This window comes from Pedobacter frigoris (assembly GCF_005116445.1).
Classification (GTDB): Bacteria; Bacteroidota; Bacteroidia; order Sphingobacteriales; family Sphingobacteriaceae; genus Pedobacter; species Pedobacter frigoris.
The window spans coordinates 271,074-286,264 of the sequence record NZ_SWBQ01000004.1; the positions used below are offsets into that span (position 1 = coordinate 271,074).

The 15,191-nt window shown below is 41.5% G+C and carries 7 protein-coding genes and 2 tRNA genes; 6 read left to right on the forward strand and 3 right to left on the reverse strand.

What is annotated here, in order from left to right:
* The first annotated feature begins 19 nt into the window (after positions 1-19).
* The 4 genes from FA047_RS15030 to FA047_RS15045 all read left to right on the forward strand — a co-directional run bounded on the left by FA047_RS15030 (position 20) and on the right by FA047_RS15045 (position 9,706).
* Positions 20-3,247 (forward strand): UvrD-helicase domain-containing protein, encoded by a 3,228-nt coding sequence (locus FA047_RS15030; protein ID WP_136836896.1) that lies wholly within the window; start codon positions 20-22, stop codon positions 3,245-3,247.
* Entirely contained in the window at positions 3,247-6,171 is a 2,925-nt protein-coding gene (locus tag FA047_RS15035) for a PD-(D/E)XK nuclease family protein (RefSeq protein ID WP_225872749.1), read from the forward strand. Before FA047_RS15030 ends, FA047_RS15035 begins: the two co-directional genes overlap by 1 nt.
* 109 nt (positions 6,172-6,280) lie before the next feature.
* Positions 6,281-7,267 carry a pyruvate dehydrogenase complex E1 component subunit beta gene (locus FA047_RS15040; protein WP_136836897.1) on the forward strand — a complete coding sequence of 329 codons (987 nt, stop codon included), beginning with the start codon at positions 6,281-6,283 and terminating at the stop codon, positions 7,265-7,267.
* 120 nt (positions 7,268-7,387) lie between these two features.
* Complete coding sequence (locus tag FA047_RS15045; protein WP_136836898.1) at positions 7,388-9,706, forward strand: Tex family protein; 2,319 nt, start codon at positions 7,388-7,390, stop codon at positions 9,704-9,706.
* A gap of 237 nt (positions 9,707-9,943) precedes the next feature.
* Here FA047_RS15045 and FA047_RS15050 read toward each other — a convergent pair whose 3' ends face one another.
* Positions 9,944-10,417, reverse strand: a complete 474-nt coding sequence (locus FA047_RS15050; RefSeq protein ID WP_136836899.1) for an Lrp/AsnC ligand binding domain-containing protein — start codon at positions 10,415-10,417, stop codon at positions 9,944-9,946.
* 154 nt (positions 10,418-10,571) lie between these two features.
* Between FA047_RS15050 and FA047_RS20545 the strand changes: the two genes are divergently transcribed.
* Together FA047_RS20545 and FA047_RS20550 are read left to right on the forward strand one after the other, a co-directional pair.
* Positions 10,572-10,679 (forward strand) — tRNA-Asp (locus FA047_RS20545).
* A 65-nt stretch (positions 10,680-10,744) separates the two neighbouring features.
* Positions 10,745-10,889 (forward strand) — tRNA-Asp (locus FA047_RS20550).
* 69 nt (positions 10,890-10,958) lie between these two features.
* Here the strand turns inward: FA047_RS20550 and FA047_RS15055 are convergent.
* Positions 10,959-12,266, reverse strand: coding sequence for an amidohydrolase family protein (locus tag FA047_RS15055; RefSeq protein ID WP_136836900.1), 1,308 nt, complete (start codon positions 12,264-12,266; stop codon positions 10,959-10,961).
* On the reverse strand, positions 12,259-14,994 hold the full coding sequence (locus FA047_RS15060; protein ID WP_136836901.1) for an amidohydrolase family protein: 2,736 nt from the start codon (positions 14,992-14,994) through the stop codon (positions 12,259-12,261). The genes FA047_RS15055 and FA047_RS15060 overlap by 8 nt, the downstream gene beginning before the upstream one ends.
* Between the last annotated feature and the right edge of the window lie 197 nt (positions 14,995-15,191).

Genomic DNA, 15,191 nt, shown 5'->3' on the forward strand with positions numbered 1-15,191 from the left:
ATTATTTTAACTTTAGCTAATGGCCATTAAACCACTCAAAATTCTGCAGGCATCTGCCGGATCAGGAAAAACATTTAGCCTTACTGCGCATTACCTGACACTATTATTGTCAGGCGAAACGAAATACAGGGAGATTCTTGCTGTAACTTTTACCAACAAAGCTACGGAGGAAATGAAGACCCGGATCATGGAGGTGTTAAAAGGTTTTGCTGAAGGCGACCCGTCTAAAAAGATCAATGATTATCGGGAAATTGTATTGAGATCACATCCAGATCTTGATCCCGAGCTGTTGAAAAGCAAATCGGATAGGATTTACAGAAAAATATTACATGATTACAGCCGCTTCTCCGTAAGCACTATAGATGGGTTTGTGCAAAAAGTAATCCGTGGCTTTGCTTTTGAACTGGGCCTGGATACAGGCTATGGCCTGGAGATGAACTACGATAAAGTAAAAAACGAACTCGCTGAACGTCTGGACAAAGCGCTCGATAAAAATCCTGTTTTGCTGCAATGGATTATAGATCTGGCGCTGGACAGGATTAATAACAACCTTAGCTGGAACTATAAGCGGGAGTTGATAGAATTGACTAATGAAATCTTTAAGGAACGTTACCAGCCCTTTGAAAACGCGATAAAAGGTTTGGGTGATGCCGCTGATCTGGATACACTTTTTAAAGACTATAATAAGGTTACCCGCCTGGGAATTGAGACCTTTGAAAATTCAATTACCTCGCTTGCAGCCGAAGCTATGGAGCTATTTCATGTGGAAGGTTTAACGGTAGACGATCTGAAGGGTAAGTCGCGTTCTCCCCTGATGGCGTTACCAAAAATTATTGAAGGTGACTTGAGCAAGGTAAGTAGTCTGGAAAAACTCGTAGATGAACCGGAACAATGGTTTCAGAAAGGAGCGGATACTTCGGCCTATTTTGAGTTGAACCCTATTATCTCCAGGTTAGTGACGACTTATAAGACAGGTTTGTCCGGTTACTTGTTAGCCATTGCTTTCAATAAGAACCTGTATTACCTACGGCTCATGCAGGAGATGGCTGTGTTGTTAAAAGAATATAGAAATGAAAGTCCGAACTTGCTGATCAGTGATGCGCAGACCTTACTTAAGGGAATTACCGATGATGCTGATGATAATCCTTCATTCATCTGGGAGAAAATGGGCAACAGGTTTCGTAATTTCCTGTTCGACGAGTTTCAGGATACCTCCTCGAACCAGTGGGGAAGTTTTAAATCATTATTGACTAACGCGCTTGCCTCTCCAGGGGGTAAGTTGACCGACCATTTGATCGTTGGTGATACCAAGCAGTCTATTTACAGGTGGCGTAATGGCGATTGGAATATCCTGCATCAGCAGGCAAAACAAGATGTAAAGATTCATAATGTAGTAGAAGAAAGTCTGGAGGAAAACTATCGCAGTACCAAAAATATCATTGAATTTAATAACAACCTCTTTAAAAAGCTGCCGCAGTTCATGCAGACTCATTTAAATGGGACCATCGCAGAGCAGAACCAGCCGGAAGTCCTAAACTGGTGGAATGACCGGCATTTTGACCGGATTGTAACAGATGTGTATGCGGAGGCTGAACAAAAGACCACGCCTTTTACATTAGAAGGCGGTACGATAAATTTAAATGTCTTTAAAAATGACCTGGAAGGGAATGCCCTGACAAAAGTTAGTTTCAGGACACTGGCCCTTGATAAAATTGTTGTTGAGTTGAAGAAAATGTTCGGTGTCAGAAATTACAAACCTAAAGACGTATGTGTATTGGTTCGTTCAAATTCTGAGGCAATTGCTGCGGTAGAAACTTTAATGCAAAATGGCATAGATGTGATTTCCGGTGAAGCTTTATTGCTGACTAACAATACCGCTGTAAAACTCATCACGAATACCTTACAGGCGATGGTGGGATTGGCTGAAAATACAGCCTTGTACAAAGCAAACTGCATAAGCCTATATGCTCAGCTCCGACAAAGAACAGTTAATCCAGCTGATTTTTTTTCTCTTAAGTTTAAAACACTGGACCAGTTATCCGATCTTTTGCCGTCGGATTTATGTGAACACTGGCAAAGCTGGATGCAGCAGCCACTTCCGGCATTGTTGGAGAAGATCATTACCGCTTATGCTTTAAATGAAGAACACAACAACTCACATCTGCCATACCTGCTTGCCCTGCGTGATCTGGCTGGAAGTTTTGCTTTGCATGGCGAAAAGGGCATTGCGGCTTTCCTGAACTATTGGGAAGAAGAAGGCTTAAGAAAAACACTGCCGTCTTCTGACAATACAGATGCTGTTCAGGTCATCACCATTCATAAATCAAAAGGCCTTGCATTTAAGGCTGTCATGGTTCCATTCTGCAATTGGGATATTAACGGGAAACCCAACGGGATTTTTTGGGTGCCTGCAGCTGATACGCCTTATCACCATTTGCACAGCATTCCACTAAAGTATAGTAAGGATCTTGGCAGTTCCAGTGTTGCGAAGCCCTATTTTGAAGAATTGCTATATAACAATATGGATGCGCTGAATATGTTGTACGTAGCAACTACGAGAGCAAAAGAGTATTTGTATATCAGTACTATGGGTAAGAAAACTGCTACAATCACGAATATCGGTGATCTGCTCTCAAAAGTTTTTGAAGGGCAGCTTTCTGAAGAAGGTAATTACAAGATTGATGATATGGTTCCGGTTCAGCTTGAAAAACAATCACCTCTGAATGAGATTGAACTGGATAATTACCCGGTTTCTAATCGTTTGAGTCAGGTGTTTGATGCAAGTTTAAAACGCAGGGAAATTGATCTGCTGACAGGAGAGAGTCCTGGAAGGACCGGTACAATTCTTCATGAGGTGCTGGCAATAGCCAATGATGAAAAACAGGCAGAAGAGGTTCTGCAAAACCTGATGCTGGAAGGGGTTTTCAAAGTAGCCGAACTACCTTTCTTAAAAACCCAGGCAGTCTCGGTGCTGCAGCATAAGGGGTTACAGGAGATACTGAAGAGAAGCGAACAAAGCCTGAATGAAAGAAGTATTATAGATGCTGAAGGAAAAACATACAGGCCTGATAAAGTACTTGTAAATGGAGATGAGGTTACTGTAATAGATTATAAATTCACACAACAGGAAAGCAATAGTCATATTGTACAGGTAGATCATTACAAAAGCCTGCTCCTTGCAATGGGCTATACGAAGGTAAATACTTATTTGTTTTATGCGTCCAGCGGACAGTTAAAATTAGTGTAATGATGAATGAGGAGCGAGAATTAAAACCATTTTTGAAAGAAGTTGCAGAAGATCTGGTCGCCAGATTAGGAGGAGACCTTCAGGATGCCGCAATTGTGTTCAATAATAAAAGGCCTGTTGCTTACCTGCAGCATTACCTGGCGCAGGAGATTGGAAAGCCATTTTGGAGTCCTTCTTTTTTTACTATCCAGGAATTTTTTGCATTGTCTTCCGAACGTAAGGTTGCGGACTCATTTACCCAATTCTTTATATTGCACCAGAAATACAATGAGATTGCCTTACAAGATGGAGAAGCGGCAATAGAGCCTGCTAAGTTTTACCCCATAGCAAGGGTGATATTGAGTGACTTTGCGCAGATTGACAATGATCTGGTAAATGCTGAAAAGATCTTTGAACAGCTGGAAGAATTTGCAACCGTAGATTACCAGTTTGACTATTTAAGTGAGGAGCAGCAGGAGTTTCTGAAAGGTTTCTGGAGTTCTTACTCTGAAGGTAAGCATAAAAAGCAGCAGGAGCAGTTTATAAAAATGTGGCAACGCATGCCGAAACTCTATAAGGCTTATCATCAGGGACTTAAAGAAAAGGGACTAACGACTATGGGGCAAATCTACCGTCAGCTTGCAGAAGGAAAGGCTGAATTACCTGAGTTTATAGCGCCTTTTCTGAAAAGTAAATTGGCGTTTGTTGGATTCAATGCATTAAGCAAAGCAGAAGCTGTAATATTTAAACGCTGGCAGGATCAGCAACACACGTTATTTTATTTTGATACTGATGCTTATTACCTGAAGGACAGCATTCAGGAAGCAGGTCTTTTTTTAAGAAGGAATTTTGAAACCACAGGATTGATCAATGTCTTAAACAACAACAGGGAATTGATCAGGGCAAATCAGAAAGTCATCAATGTTTATAAGACACAGGGACAGGTTGCCCAGGCAAAAATATTAAATACCGCATTACAAAAAGATTACCCATTACTTAAAGAAAGTGATCATGCCGGGAAGATTGCACTTATTCTTGCGGACGAAAGTTTGCTGATGCCTGTTTTGCAAACTATACCAACACATTATCAGATAGATGGGGTGCAGTTTCCGATCAATATCAATGTTACCATGGGGTATCCGCTGGTCGCCTCATCTATATTCGGATTAGCAGATTTATGGCTCAGTGTACAGGCTCAGCTCATTCAGGGTGAAAAAGAAACGGTGTACCATAGAGAAGTAGAAGCTTTTTTATCCCATCCGCTGACAGGTATCAATGAAAAGCTACGCAGTAAGATCCAGCAAAAGTTACTTGCCGAACAACTTGCAGAGGTCCCTCTGGCAAGGCTTCAAAGTCAGAAGGGCCTGTTGGCTATGTTTTTTACTAAAATCGAAAATGGAACAGCTGCAACAAATACCTTACAGAAGATATTTAAAAAGGTCTTTGAACAGCAATTGGCAGATAAGAGTCTGAGGCAAACTGAAGCTGATCTTTTTATAGCAGCAATTAAGGAGCTCAATCGCCTGCATGATGCCCTTGCTGATTACCTGCCGAAGCTGACAACCTCCAAAGAATTGTCTTTTGTATTGTCTCTGATCCAGAAGGCTGTACAAGGGATTTCTGTGCCGCTCACCGGAGAGCCCCTTCAGGGTATTCAGGTAATGGGTTTGCTGGAGAGCAGAAGTCTTGACTTTGAGCATATTTACATATTGGGCGTAAACGAAGGCCTTTTGCCGCAGACAAGTGTTTCTCCAAGTTTTATTCCTGACAGTATCCGCAGGGCATATGGTTTGCCTGTGCTGGAAAATCAGGATGCCATCTCTGCTTATATGTTTTATCGCCTGCTTCAGCGCGCTAAGCAGGTAAGTATGGTGTATAATGCGCAGGCAGACGATACCAATACCGGTGAGCCAACCCGGTTTCTGAAGCAGCTGGAGTATGAAAGTGGCTATACATTTAATTATCTGGAACATAAGCAAAGGATCAGTATTGAGAAAAAACAACCAATCGTAATTCCTAAGGATGAAAAGGTGATGGCGGTATTGAATAGATATTTAAATGGCGAGATTGGGCTTTCTGCCTCGGCATTGACGACCTACATCAATTGTCCATTACAGTTTTTTTACCGTTACATCGCTAAAATTGAGGAGCCCAAAGAGATCTCTGAAAACCTGGAAGCCAATTATATCGGATCCATGCTACATTTTGTGCTGGAAACCTTTTATCAGGATTTGAGAAGTACGGATATCAATATCACCAGGGAAAGGATTGCAGAATATCGTAAAAAAGTCCCGGAATTAGCCTTAAGGGCTTTTTCACAGGTGATGTTTGAAAATGAAAATTACCAGGTTCTGCACAACGGCATGCAAAAGGTCGTGCTGGCAATAGTTGAGGAGTACGCAAACCTCATATTGGATTATGATGAAAATGAAGCTCCTTTTGAAATTCTTTCATTGGAACAGAAAGATCAGGTGTCCTTCGGTTTTAAATTAAATGGAGCAGATAAAAAGATCATGCTTCATGGAATCATAGATCGCATAGACCGTAAGAATGGCGTCACAAGGATCGTTGACTATAAAACAGGTAGCGACATCTTGCGATATAGTAATCTCGAAGATGTTTTTGATACCAATGGGAATAAGCAAAACAAAGCATTAGTGCAAACGCTGTTTTATACCTATGTCTTTGAACAGGCAAACGGTCATCAGCTGGTTGAGCCTAACTTATATAGTATCCGGAATATGCGAAAGGAAGGCACCTTTTTTATAGAAGGAAGGGATAAGGTGAAGTTAAGCGGGGCTTACCTGGAGACCGTAAAAGACGAATTCGTCGGCTTTATGCAGGCAAAGCTTGCTGAACTATTTGACCAACAGGTACCTTTTGTCCGGAGTGAAAATGAAGCTGCCTTTGCCTTCTCTCCATATTTAACTTTGTGTGGATTGTAAATTGCCAAATTATTTTGGCCGTTTGCAGGGTTCCAAAGTGTAATTAAAACACTACTTTATAATTAAATTACAATAACTATATTTGCTCCCGTTAATATTTGAATATACAATGAGAGAGATTCAATTTAGAGAAGCTTTGCGTGAAGCTTTAAGCGAAGAAATGCGCAAGAATGAAAACGTCTTCTTAATGGGCGAGGAAGTTGCGCAGTACAATGGTGCTTATAAAGTTAGCCAGGGTATGCTTGATGAGTTTGGAGACAAACGTGTAATTGACACACCTATCGCTGAGCTTGGTTTTACAGGTATCGGTATTGGAGCTGCTATGAACGGATTGATTCCCGTTATAGAATTTATGACCTTCAACTTCTCTTTGGTTGCTATTGATCAGATCATTAACGGAGCAGCAAAAATGCTTTCAATGAGCGGCGGACAGTTTTCTGTGCCAATCGTATTCCGTGGGCCAACTGGTAATGCGGGTCAACTAGGTGCTCAGCACTCTCAGAATTTCGAGAACTGGTATGCCAACTGTCCTGGACTAAAAGTAGTAATTCCTTCTACACCCTACGAGGCCAAAGGTTTGCTTAAACAAGCAATCCTTGATCCGGATCCAGTGATCTTCATGGAATCTGAAGTAATGTATGGAGACAAAGGAGAAGTTCCGGAAGAAGAATATTATCTGCCTATTGGCAAAGCCAATGTGGTAAAAGAAGGTACTGATGTAACCATCGTTACTTTTGGTAAAATGCTTACCCGCGTGGTAAACCCTGCAGTAGAAGAATTAACCAAAGATGGTGTTAGTGTTGAAGTTATTGATTTACGTACAGTACGTCCTATCGATTATGCAACCATCATCGAGTCTGTTAAGAAAACAAACCGTCTGGTAGTGGTAGAAGAAGCATGGCCTTTGGCTTCAATTTCTTCTGAAATTGCGTTTAATGTTCAAAAGAATGCTTTTGACTACTTAGACGCCCCGGTATTGCGTATCACTTGCGCAGATGTACCACTTCCATACGCACCTACCCTGATCGCAGCAAGTTTGCCTAATGCAGAGAAAGTAATTAAAGCCGTAAAAGAAGTACTTTACGTAGCTAAATAAAGGAATAAAAAGACAATAAAATCATAATGAAAATATAATCCCGCTGGTTAATACCCTGCGGGATTTTTTATTTAATTTTGCCCGAATTGTACTTAAAATATCAATCAAATAGAGATTAAAATGAGTAATCACTCGACAATAATTGCTGCTGAACTGTCTGTAGCGGAAAAGCAGGTTATCGCTACTATTGAGCTATTGGATGAAGGGGCGACAGTTCCTTTTATTTCACGTTACCGGAAAGAAATGACCGGCAGTCTGGATGAAGTGCAAGTCGCGTCTATCCGCGATCGTTTCCAGCAGCTTAGAGAGCTGGATAAACGTAGAGAAGCTATTTTAAAAGCATTGGGCGCATTAGATAAACTGACTCCTGAACTGGAGGGACAAATCAATGCTGCAACAAATATTGCAACCATAGAGGATATTTATCTTCCATATAAACCCAAGCGGAAAACCAGGGCTTCAGAAGCCCGTAAAAAAGGTTTGGAGCCCTTAGCTCTTGCCTTACTCGAACAGTCTAAGCTTGACCCCGAAACTGAAGCAGATAAATTTTTAAATACAGAGCTGGGGGTGAATTCTACTGATGAAGCTTTGGCTGGTGCAAGGGATATCATTGCTGAGATTATAAATGAAAATGTTGAAGCAAGGACAGCTATGCGTAAATATTTTCAACAAAATGCCGCTTTTAAAGCTACTGTGGTAAAAGGTAAGGAAGAAGAAGGTATTAAGTATAAAGATTATTTCGAGTGGACTGAGCCATTAAAATCCAGCCCTTCTCACCGTGTGCTTGCCATTAGAAGAGGTGAAAATGAAGGTGTCCTGAAATTGGAAACCATGCCTGCCGAAGATGGAGCGATTGAGTTATTAGAAAAGCAGTTCGTTACTGCTAATAATAAAAGTTCCAGACAGGTAAAACTGGCTGTCCATGATAGTTATAGACGCTTACTCGGCCCCGCGATGGAGACTGAAATCAGGGGGCTCTCCAAGGAGAAGGCCGATGAAGAAGCGATTAGGGTATTTGCAGAAAATGCCAGGCAATTGCTGCTGGCGGCTCCAATGGGCGAAAAGAATGTACTGGCAATCGATCCGGGATTCCGAACGGGATGTAAGGTGGTTTGCCTGGACAGACAAGGTAAGTTACTGGAAAATACTGCTATCTATCCTCATAACGGGCAAAGAGGGATTGTAGAAGCGGCGGCGGTGCTTAAGCAGCTTTGTGACAAACATGCAATAGAGGCCATTGCAATTGGCAACGGAACAGCAGGACGTGAAACAGAAGTCTTTGTTAGAGGTCTGGGGCTGGATGGCGTATTAATTGTAATGGTTAATGAAAACGGTGCCTCCGTTTATTCAGCATCAGATGTAGCCAGAGAAGAGTTTCCTAACCATGATATTACAGTAAGAGGAGCAGTGTCTATTGGAAGAAGATTGATGGATCCATTGGCGGAACTGGTTAAGATTGATCCTAAATCTATCGGCGTCGGACAATATCAGCATGATGTGGACCAGAACAAACTTCAGCAATCATTGGATGATACTGTAATGAGTTGTGTAAATGCTGTAGGGGTGGAGCTGAATACAGCATCTAAACAGGTACTGGCTTACGTTTCTGGTCTTGGACCACAATTGGCACAGAATATTGTGAATTACCGCAATGAACATGGCGCTTTTAAAAATAGAGAAAGCCTGAAAAAAGTTCCCCGTTTGGGAGATAAGGCTTTTGAGCAGGCTGCCGGATTTTTAAGGATCAGAAATGCAGAACATGCGCTGGATACCAGTGCCGTGCATCCCGAGCGCTATGCTTTGGTCAATAAAATGGCGAGAGATCTGAACTGTAGTGTAGCTCAGCTGATGAAGGATGCAGAATTGAGAAAACAGATCAAGTTGCAGCAATACGTAAATGATGAGATTGGCTTGCCGACTCTAAATGACATCATGAATGAGCTTGCCAAGCCAGGAAGAGATCCGCGTGAGCAGTTTGAGGCATTCAGCTTTACAGACGGTGTAAATGAAATTGCTGATCTTAAGATTGGTATGAAGCTTCCGGGTATAGTAACCAACATTACCAATTTTGGGGCTTTTGTAGATATAGGCGTTCATCAGGACGGATTGGTACATACCAGTCAGTTGTCTGATAAGTTTGTAGCCAATGCAAATGAGGTGGTAAAGGTGCATCAGAAGGTAGAAGTTACTGTTGTCGAAGTTGATGTAGCAAGAAAGCGTATTTCCTTGTCTATGAAGGATGGATCGCAGAAGCCTAAACAAGATAATAAAAACAGGAATGACAAGCAGAATAAGTCATTCAGAGCTGTTGCTAAGCCTGATCAGCATCGAAAACCATCAAAACCTCAGTCAAATCAGAAAGGTGGACAAAAGGAAAAGCCACTGCCTGATGGGGATTTACAGATGAAATTGGAAGCATTGAAAAATATGTTTAAATAACAAAAGAGGGGCTCTAAAGGCTCCTCTTTTGTTTATATGCATTGTATCTCTGCTTGGTATGCGTTCGCATACATAACGCCTAACTGAAATACTTATTTAAGTCCTGGATAGCCGCACGAAGGACTGTGGTCCTAGCAATGCCCTACCAACCCCCTAGGAGGACTTGTGAAAAGGTTATGGGGATGCGCACGCATACCGAAGGCATGAAGAAAGGAGAATGAGGCTAAATGTCAGCTACTAAAGCTCAATCTGCCTTCTGATGCTCTCTTCAAGTGAAATCAGTGTTTCTGTTCTTTGAATGCCAGGTACAGCCTGAATCTCTTCATTCAATACATGTCTCAGGTGACTGGTATCTCTGCAAATGATCTTCGCAAACATGCTGTAGGCACCTGTCGTATAATGAAGCTCTACTACTTCTTTGATTTTACTCAATTGTGCTACTGCATCTTTATATTGTATTCCCTTTTCCAGATAAATACCAAGAAATGCGGTTACGTCATAACCTGCTTTTTGAGGATCGATGATAAGATGGGAACCTTTAATGATGCCCATTTCCTGCAATTTTTTCATGCGAACATGAATTGTTCCGCCTGAAACAATCAGATCTTTTGCGATTTCTGTATAGGGTTTCGTGGCATCCTGCATCAGTTGCTTTAAGATGTCAATATCAAGGTTATCAATTTCTAAATTTTGGCTTTCTTTTTTAAGCATGATTTTGATATTTGTTAACGATAATCAAATTTAATTATAAATATTATAAAAATAAAATTAAATGTTTAAAATATTTGCAACGTATCGAGGTTGTCATTACATTTGTATCAAGCAAGTAACAAAAAATATAGTTCTTTAACATTTGCTTATACTCTGTAGGGTGGTGAAATTGGCAGACGCACCTCCTTGTCTCGGTGGTGGAGAATATGGAAAACCCGTAAGGGCTAACTACTCCTTGAAGGTTCGACTCCTTCCCCTACAGCTATTATCGGTAAGTTAATCAACCTAAACCAAACTTACTGATAAAAAAGATAGTACTTTAAATAATGTTGGGTGGTGAAATTGGCAGACACACCTCCTTGTCTCGGTGGCGGGGATAAATGGATAAACGCAGTTTATGGGTTGACCACAAATTAATTTTTGAACTGTAGCTAACTACCCCTTGAAGGTTCGACTCCTTCCCCAACAGCCAGTTTTTTTATGAATAATAAGTTAGTTGAAAATGAGTGACCTTGGATGGGGCCACTCTTTTTTTTATTCCTTATTTTTTGCCTGCCTCATATTTTTCACTGAATTTTCTATCCAGTTGTTTATGCAGATTATCAAGGTTGATGTCACGGCCTTGAATAAAAGCTCGTTCTACTTTATTCGTTTTCATATCTAGTGCATCTCCGGCTGAAATAAAGAAAGTAGCATCCTTGCCAATTTCTAGGCTGCCGGTCGTCTTGTCAATGCCCAAAACTTTAGCAGTGTTTAATGTAATGGTCTGAAGCGCCTTCTCTTTGTCCAGTCCCCATGCAGCTACAGTTCCTGCCATAAAAGGAAGGTTTCTCTGCTGCCAGTAACCGTCTATGCTAACGACTACAGTAACGCCTGCATTTGCCAGTACACCTGCGTTTTTATAAGGCATGTTTACATCGTCATCTGTAGAATTGGGCAAGGCGTGAGGTTGCTTTACAATAACAGGGATGTTATTTTCCTTTAAAAAAGGAATGATTAAATAAGCCTCGTCGCCGCCAACAATAACCGGAGAAACTCCGTGCTTTTTTGCGAAGTTGACAGCTGCAATAATATCTTTTTGTGCATTGACCGTAATGAATAATTTTTGCTTTCCATCAAACAAATGGTTCATTGCAGCCAGTCTGGCGTTAACAACCGCAGGTTTCTCTATTTCTACATAAGCCTTTGCTTCTGTAAAAAGCTGTTCGAGCTCATTGATCTGAGCTTGTGTACGCTCCTGCAGTGCATCTGAAGAAAGAGGGTTCCTGCCGCCTGGTCCTCTGAGTTTAGGTGTTGCAGGCCAGTTTAAATGCTGTGCATCATCGGTTCTGATGGCTGCGTCTTCCCAATTCCATGCATCCAGCTGCACTACAGAAGAGCTGCCCGACATGGTTCCACCTTGTGGTGTAATCTGGGCCATCAAAACGCCGTTGCTTCTTAAGGTAGCAGGAACTTTTGAATCTGTATTATAAGCTATAATAGATCTGATATGAGTATTGATATTCCCAATTTCAGTAAAGTCTAAAGTAGCCTTTACCGATTCAAACTCTGTGAGGCCCAGATTGGTGATAGGAGCGATGAACCCGGGATAAATATGTTTGTTGTTGCCGTCAATCACTGTAGCATCAGTCAGGCTCAGGCGTACTAATGTCGCATCTCCAACGCCTATGATTTTTCCCTGATCAAAGATCAGGTATCCGTTTTCTATGATTTTACCATTGCCAAGGTGCAGTTTAGCGCCCATAATGGCGGTCTTTTTACTTTGAGGTTTTGCAGGTGAGATATTGGCTTGCGCAAAGCAGGCAAGGCCAAATGATGAAAGCAATAGTGTAAATATATATTTATTCATGTGTGTGTGCTCCTTCCGTTTCTGTGATCCCTTTAGAGTAGTCGCCAACAGTTTCACAGTGGTATAGTTTAGGTGTTTCTGCTTGTGGTCGTTGTGTTTTTCCGCCTTTGTTTTTACTGTCTAACATCTTTTTAATCAATCGTGCACGTTCTGTATTTTGTGCCTGTCTAACCTGTGCATCACGGTTGATGTCCCAATAAGGTATGCCGTCAACAAAAGTTTGCTCCGCTTTGGCATAGATAGAGAGAGGGTGGTCTGACCATACTACCACATCAGCGTCCTTTCCTGGTTTAAGGCTGCCGACTTTATCATCTATGTGCAGCATTTTGGCAGGGTTAAGGGTCACAAATTTCAAAGCATCTTCTTCCGGTACACCACCATATAAGACGGCTTTTCCGGCTTCCTGATTTAATCTGCGTGCCATCTCCGCGTCATCGGAGTTAAATGCCGTGGTGATTCCGATATTGTGCATGATCTTTCCGTTATATGGAATGGCTTCAGCTACTTCTATTTTATATGCCCACCAGTCGGAGAAGGTTGAAGCATTGATGCCCCTTGCCTTCATTTTGTCGGCTACTTTATAGCCCTCTAAGATATGCGTGAAAGTATTGATCTTAAATCCGAGGCTGTCCGCAACATGCATTAGCATATTAATTTCAGATTGTACATATGAATGGCAGGTAATGAACCTTTTATTCTCCAGGATTTCAACAATGGCATCCAGCTCCAGGTCACGGCGCACCATATTTCCTTTTTTAGAAAGGGCGGCCTTATATTCTTTTGCTCGTGTAAATTCATCAATGAAAGCTTGTTCTACACCCATTCTGGTTACAGGAAATCTTGCTCCTGTACCAAAATTACTTTGCTTTACGTTCTCTCCCAATGCAAATTTGATAAAGGTATCGCCACCCGCTAATTTCATTTCTTCAGGCAATTTTCCCCAGCGTAATTTGATCATCTGTGCCTGTCCGCCTACAGGATTGGCAGATCCATGAAGGATTTGCGAAGTGGTTACGCCACCAGCCAGTTGCCTGTAGATATTTACATCTTCAGAGTTGATGATATCGGCGATACGTACCTCTGCGGAAGAAGACTGTGCGCCTTCATTGATCCCGCCGGTTCCTGCAATGTGGGAATGTTCGTCTATCAATCCGGCAGTAATGTGTTTGCCGGTCGCATCAATTGTCTTTGCATTTCCAGCATTCAGATTTTTACCTACAGCCTTAATCTTTCCATTCTCCAGCAGTACATCGGCATTTTGTAAAATGCCATCTTTTTCGTTGGTCCATACGGTACCGTTCTTCAGCAAAACAGTTTCTTGTTTTAGCATTGAGGCATTGCCAAAAGCAGTGAAAGGATAAATTAATGAGCCTTTTACAGGACTTTCCTTTATCGCATCTGCTTTTTTAGCCAGTACCTTATTTACGCTGTCCTTTTGTTCTTTGGTGTTGTTTTTATTTGCGATGAAGCGTTTGCCCTGTACCCAGTTCTCTTCAATAATGGTGTTTTTTTTGAACAGACTGTCGGATGTAATGATAAAATTGGCAAGTTTTCCTTTCTCCAATGTTCCTACTTTATCGGAGATCCCTAGCATGGCTGCTGGAATTTCTGTCACCGATAAGAAAGCCTGTTTTTCAGAAAGGCCGTTGTCGATTGCAATCCGAATGTTAGTCCAGAAGTCTTTTGGGCTATCAAGTCCAAATGTGGTAAGTGCAAATCTGATCCCAGCTTTTTCCAGTGCAGCAGCATTGCTGGGCGACATTTCCCATGCTTTCATTTGTGCAAGGGTTACATTTCTTGCTTCTACGCTATCTTCTACATCATAGGCCTTTACAAAGTTTAATGGGATGATCAGGCTTGCTCCGGTTGCCTTAACGGCTTCTACTCTCTGGTATTCATCGCCATTTGATTTGATGATATACTGTTTGCCAAACTCTTTTCCTATTTTATCAACTCTCAGGATGTTTAACCAGCCGTCTGCTTCAAAGATTTGCGGCAGGCTTTGCTGTTTGTTAAATTCTTCCAGTGAAATATTATACTCCTCTTTTTGTTTACCATACCATTGTGCGTCGTAATAAGTCTGGCGCAGCAATGCGATCGAGCCCATCAACGAGGTTGGGTAATCATTTTGAGAAGTCCCTTTATTAAAAGAGTAGTTGGCGGCGGATAGGGGGTTTAACATGGTGTTGTTTTCACGTTCATCGCTCAATGTTACGGCTGTTGACGTTCCCCTTGCTATACCATCACGATTGATGGCATTTACACTTCCAAAACCTGCTTTTCTTAAGTCGTCTGCACGCTTACTGTCGGCTGTAAATAGTGTATTGGACATGGTTTCTGGTCTTATGGCTTCATTCCAGCCATATGCCCCCTTTTTAGTCGATGTAAATATCGACTGTCTGGCTCCCGCAATTGCACGCGTTGCTTCCGGCAATCCATAAGAAGTGAAAGGGTCAATAAGTGAAGGGTAAATGAACTTCCCTTTTAAGTCTACAGTTACATAGCCTTTGGGGATGGTAATTCCGCTCTCTATTGCCTGAATTGTCTGACCTTTAACAAGCAATGTGCCTTTTACAGCCGGCTGATTGGCGTTCATTATGATATTGGCATTGGTAAAGGCAAATTGTCCTTGTCGAATGTCATATGAGCCATTGACCGGATAAGTCTGTTGCGCGAATGACAACATCGCCGAAAAAAACAGCAATAAGCTGAGTAATATTTTCTTCATAATTTTAAGTAAGTCTCTAATTTATTAAAAAGTCAGTATTATTTATTGATATATTTAATCCATAACTCAACCGGGGATCAACCTCCGCTCTTACTTTATGAAAAAGATAGTCTTAGTTCTGTTTTTTTTGCGTATTTATAGCAGGTTTCGCTTTTGCACAAGGGATTTCTACCCAGCAAGGTATTCAAAAAATTACA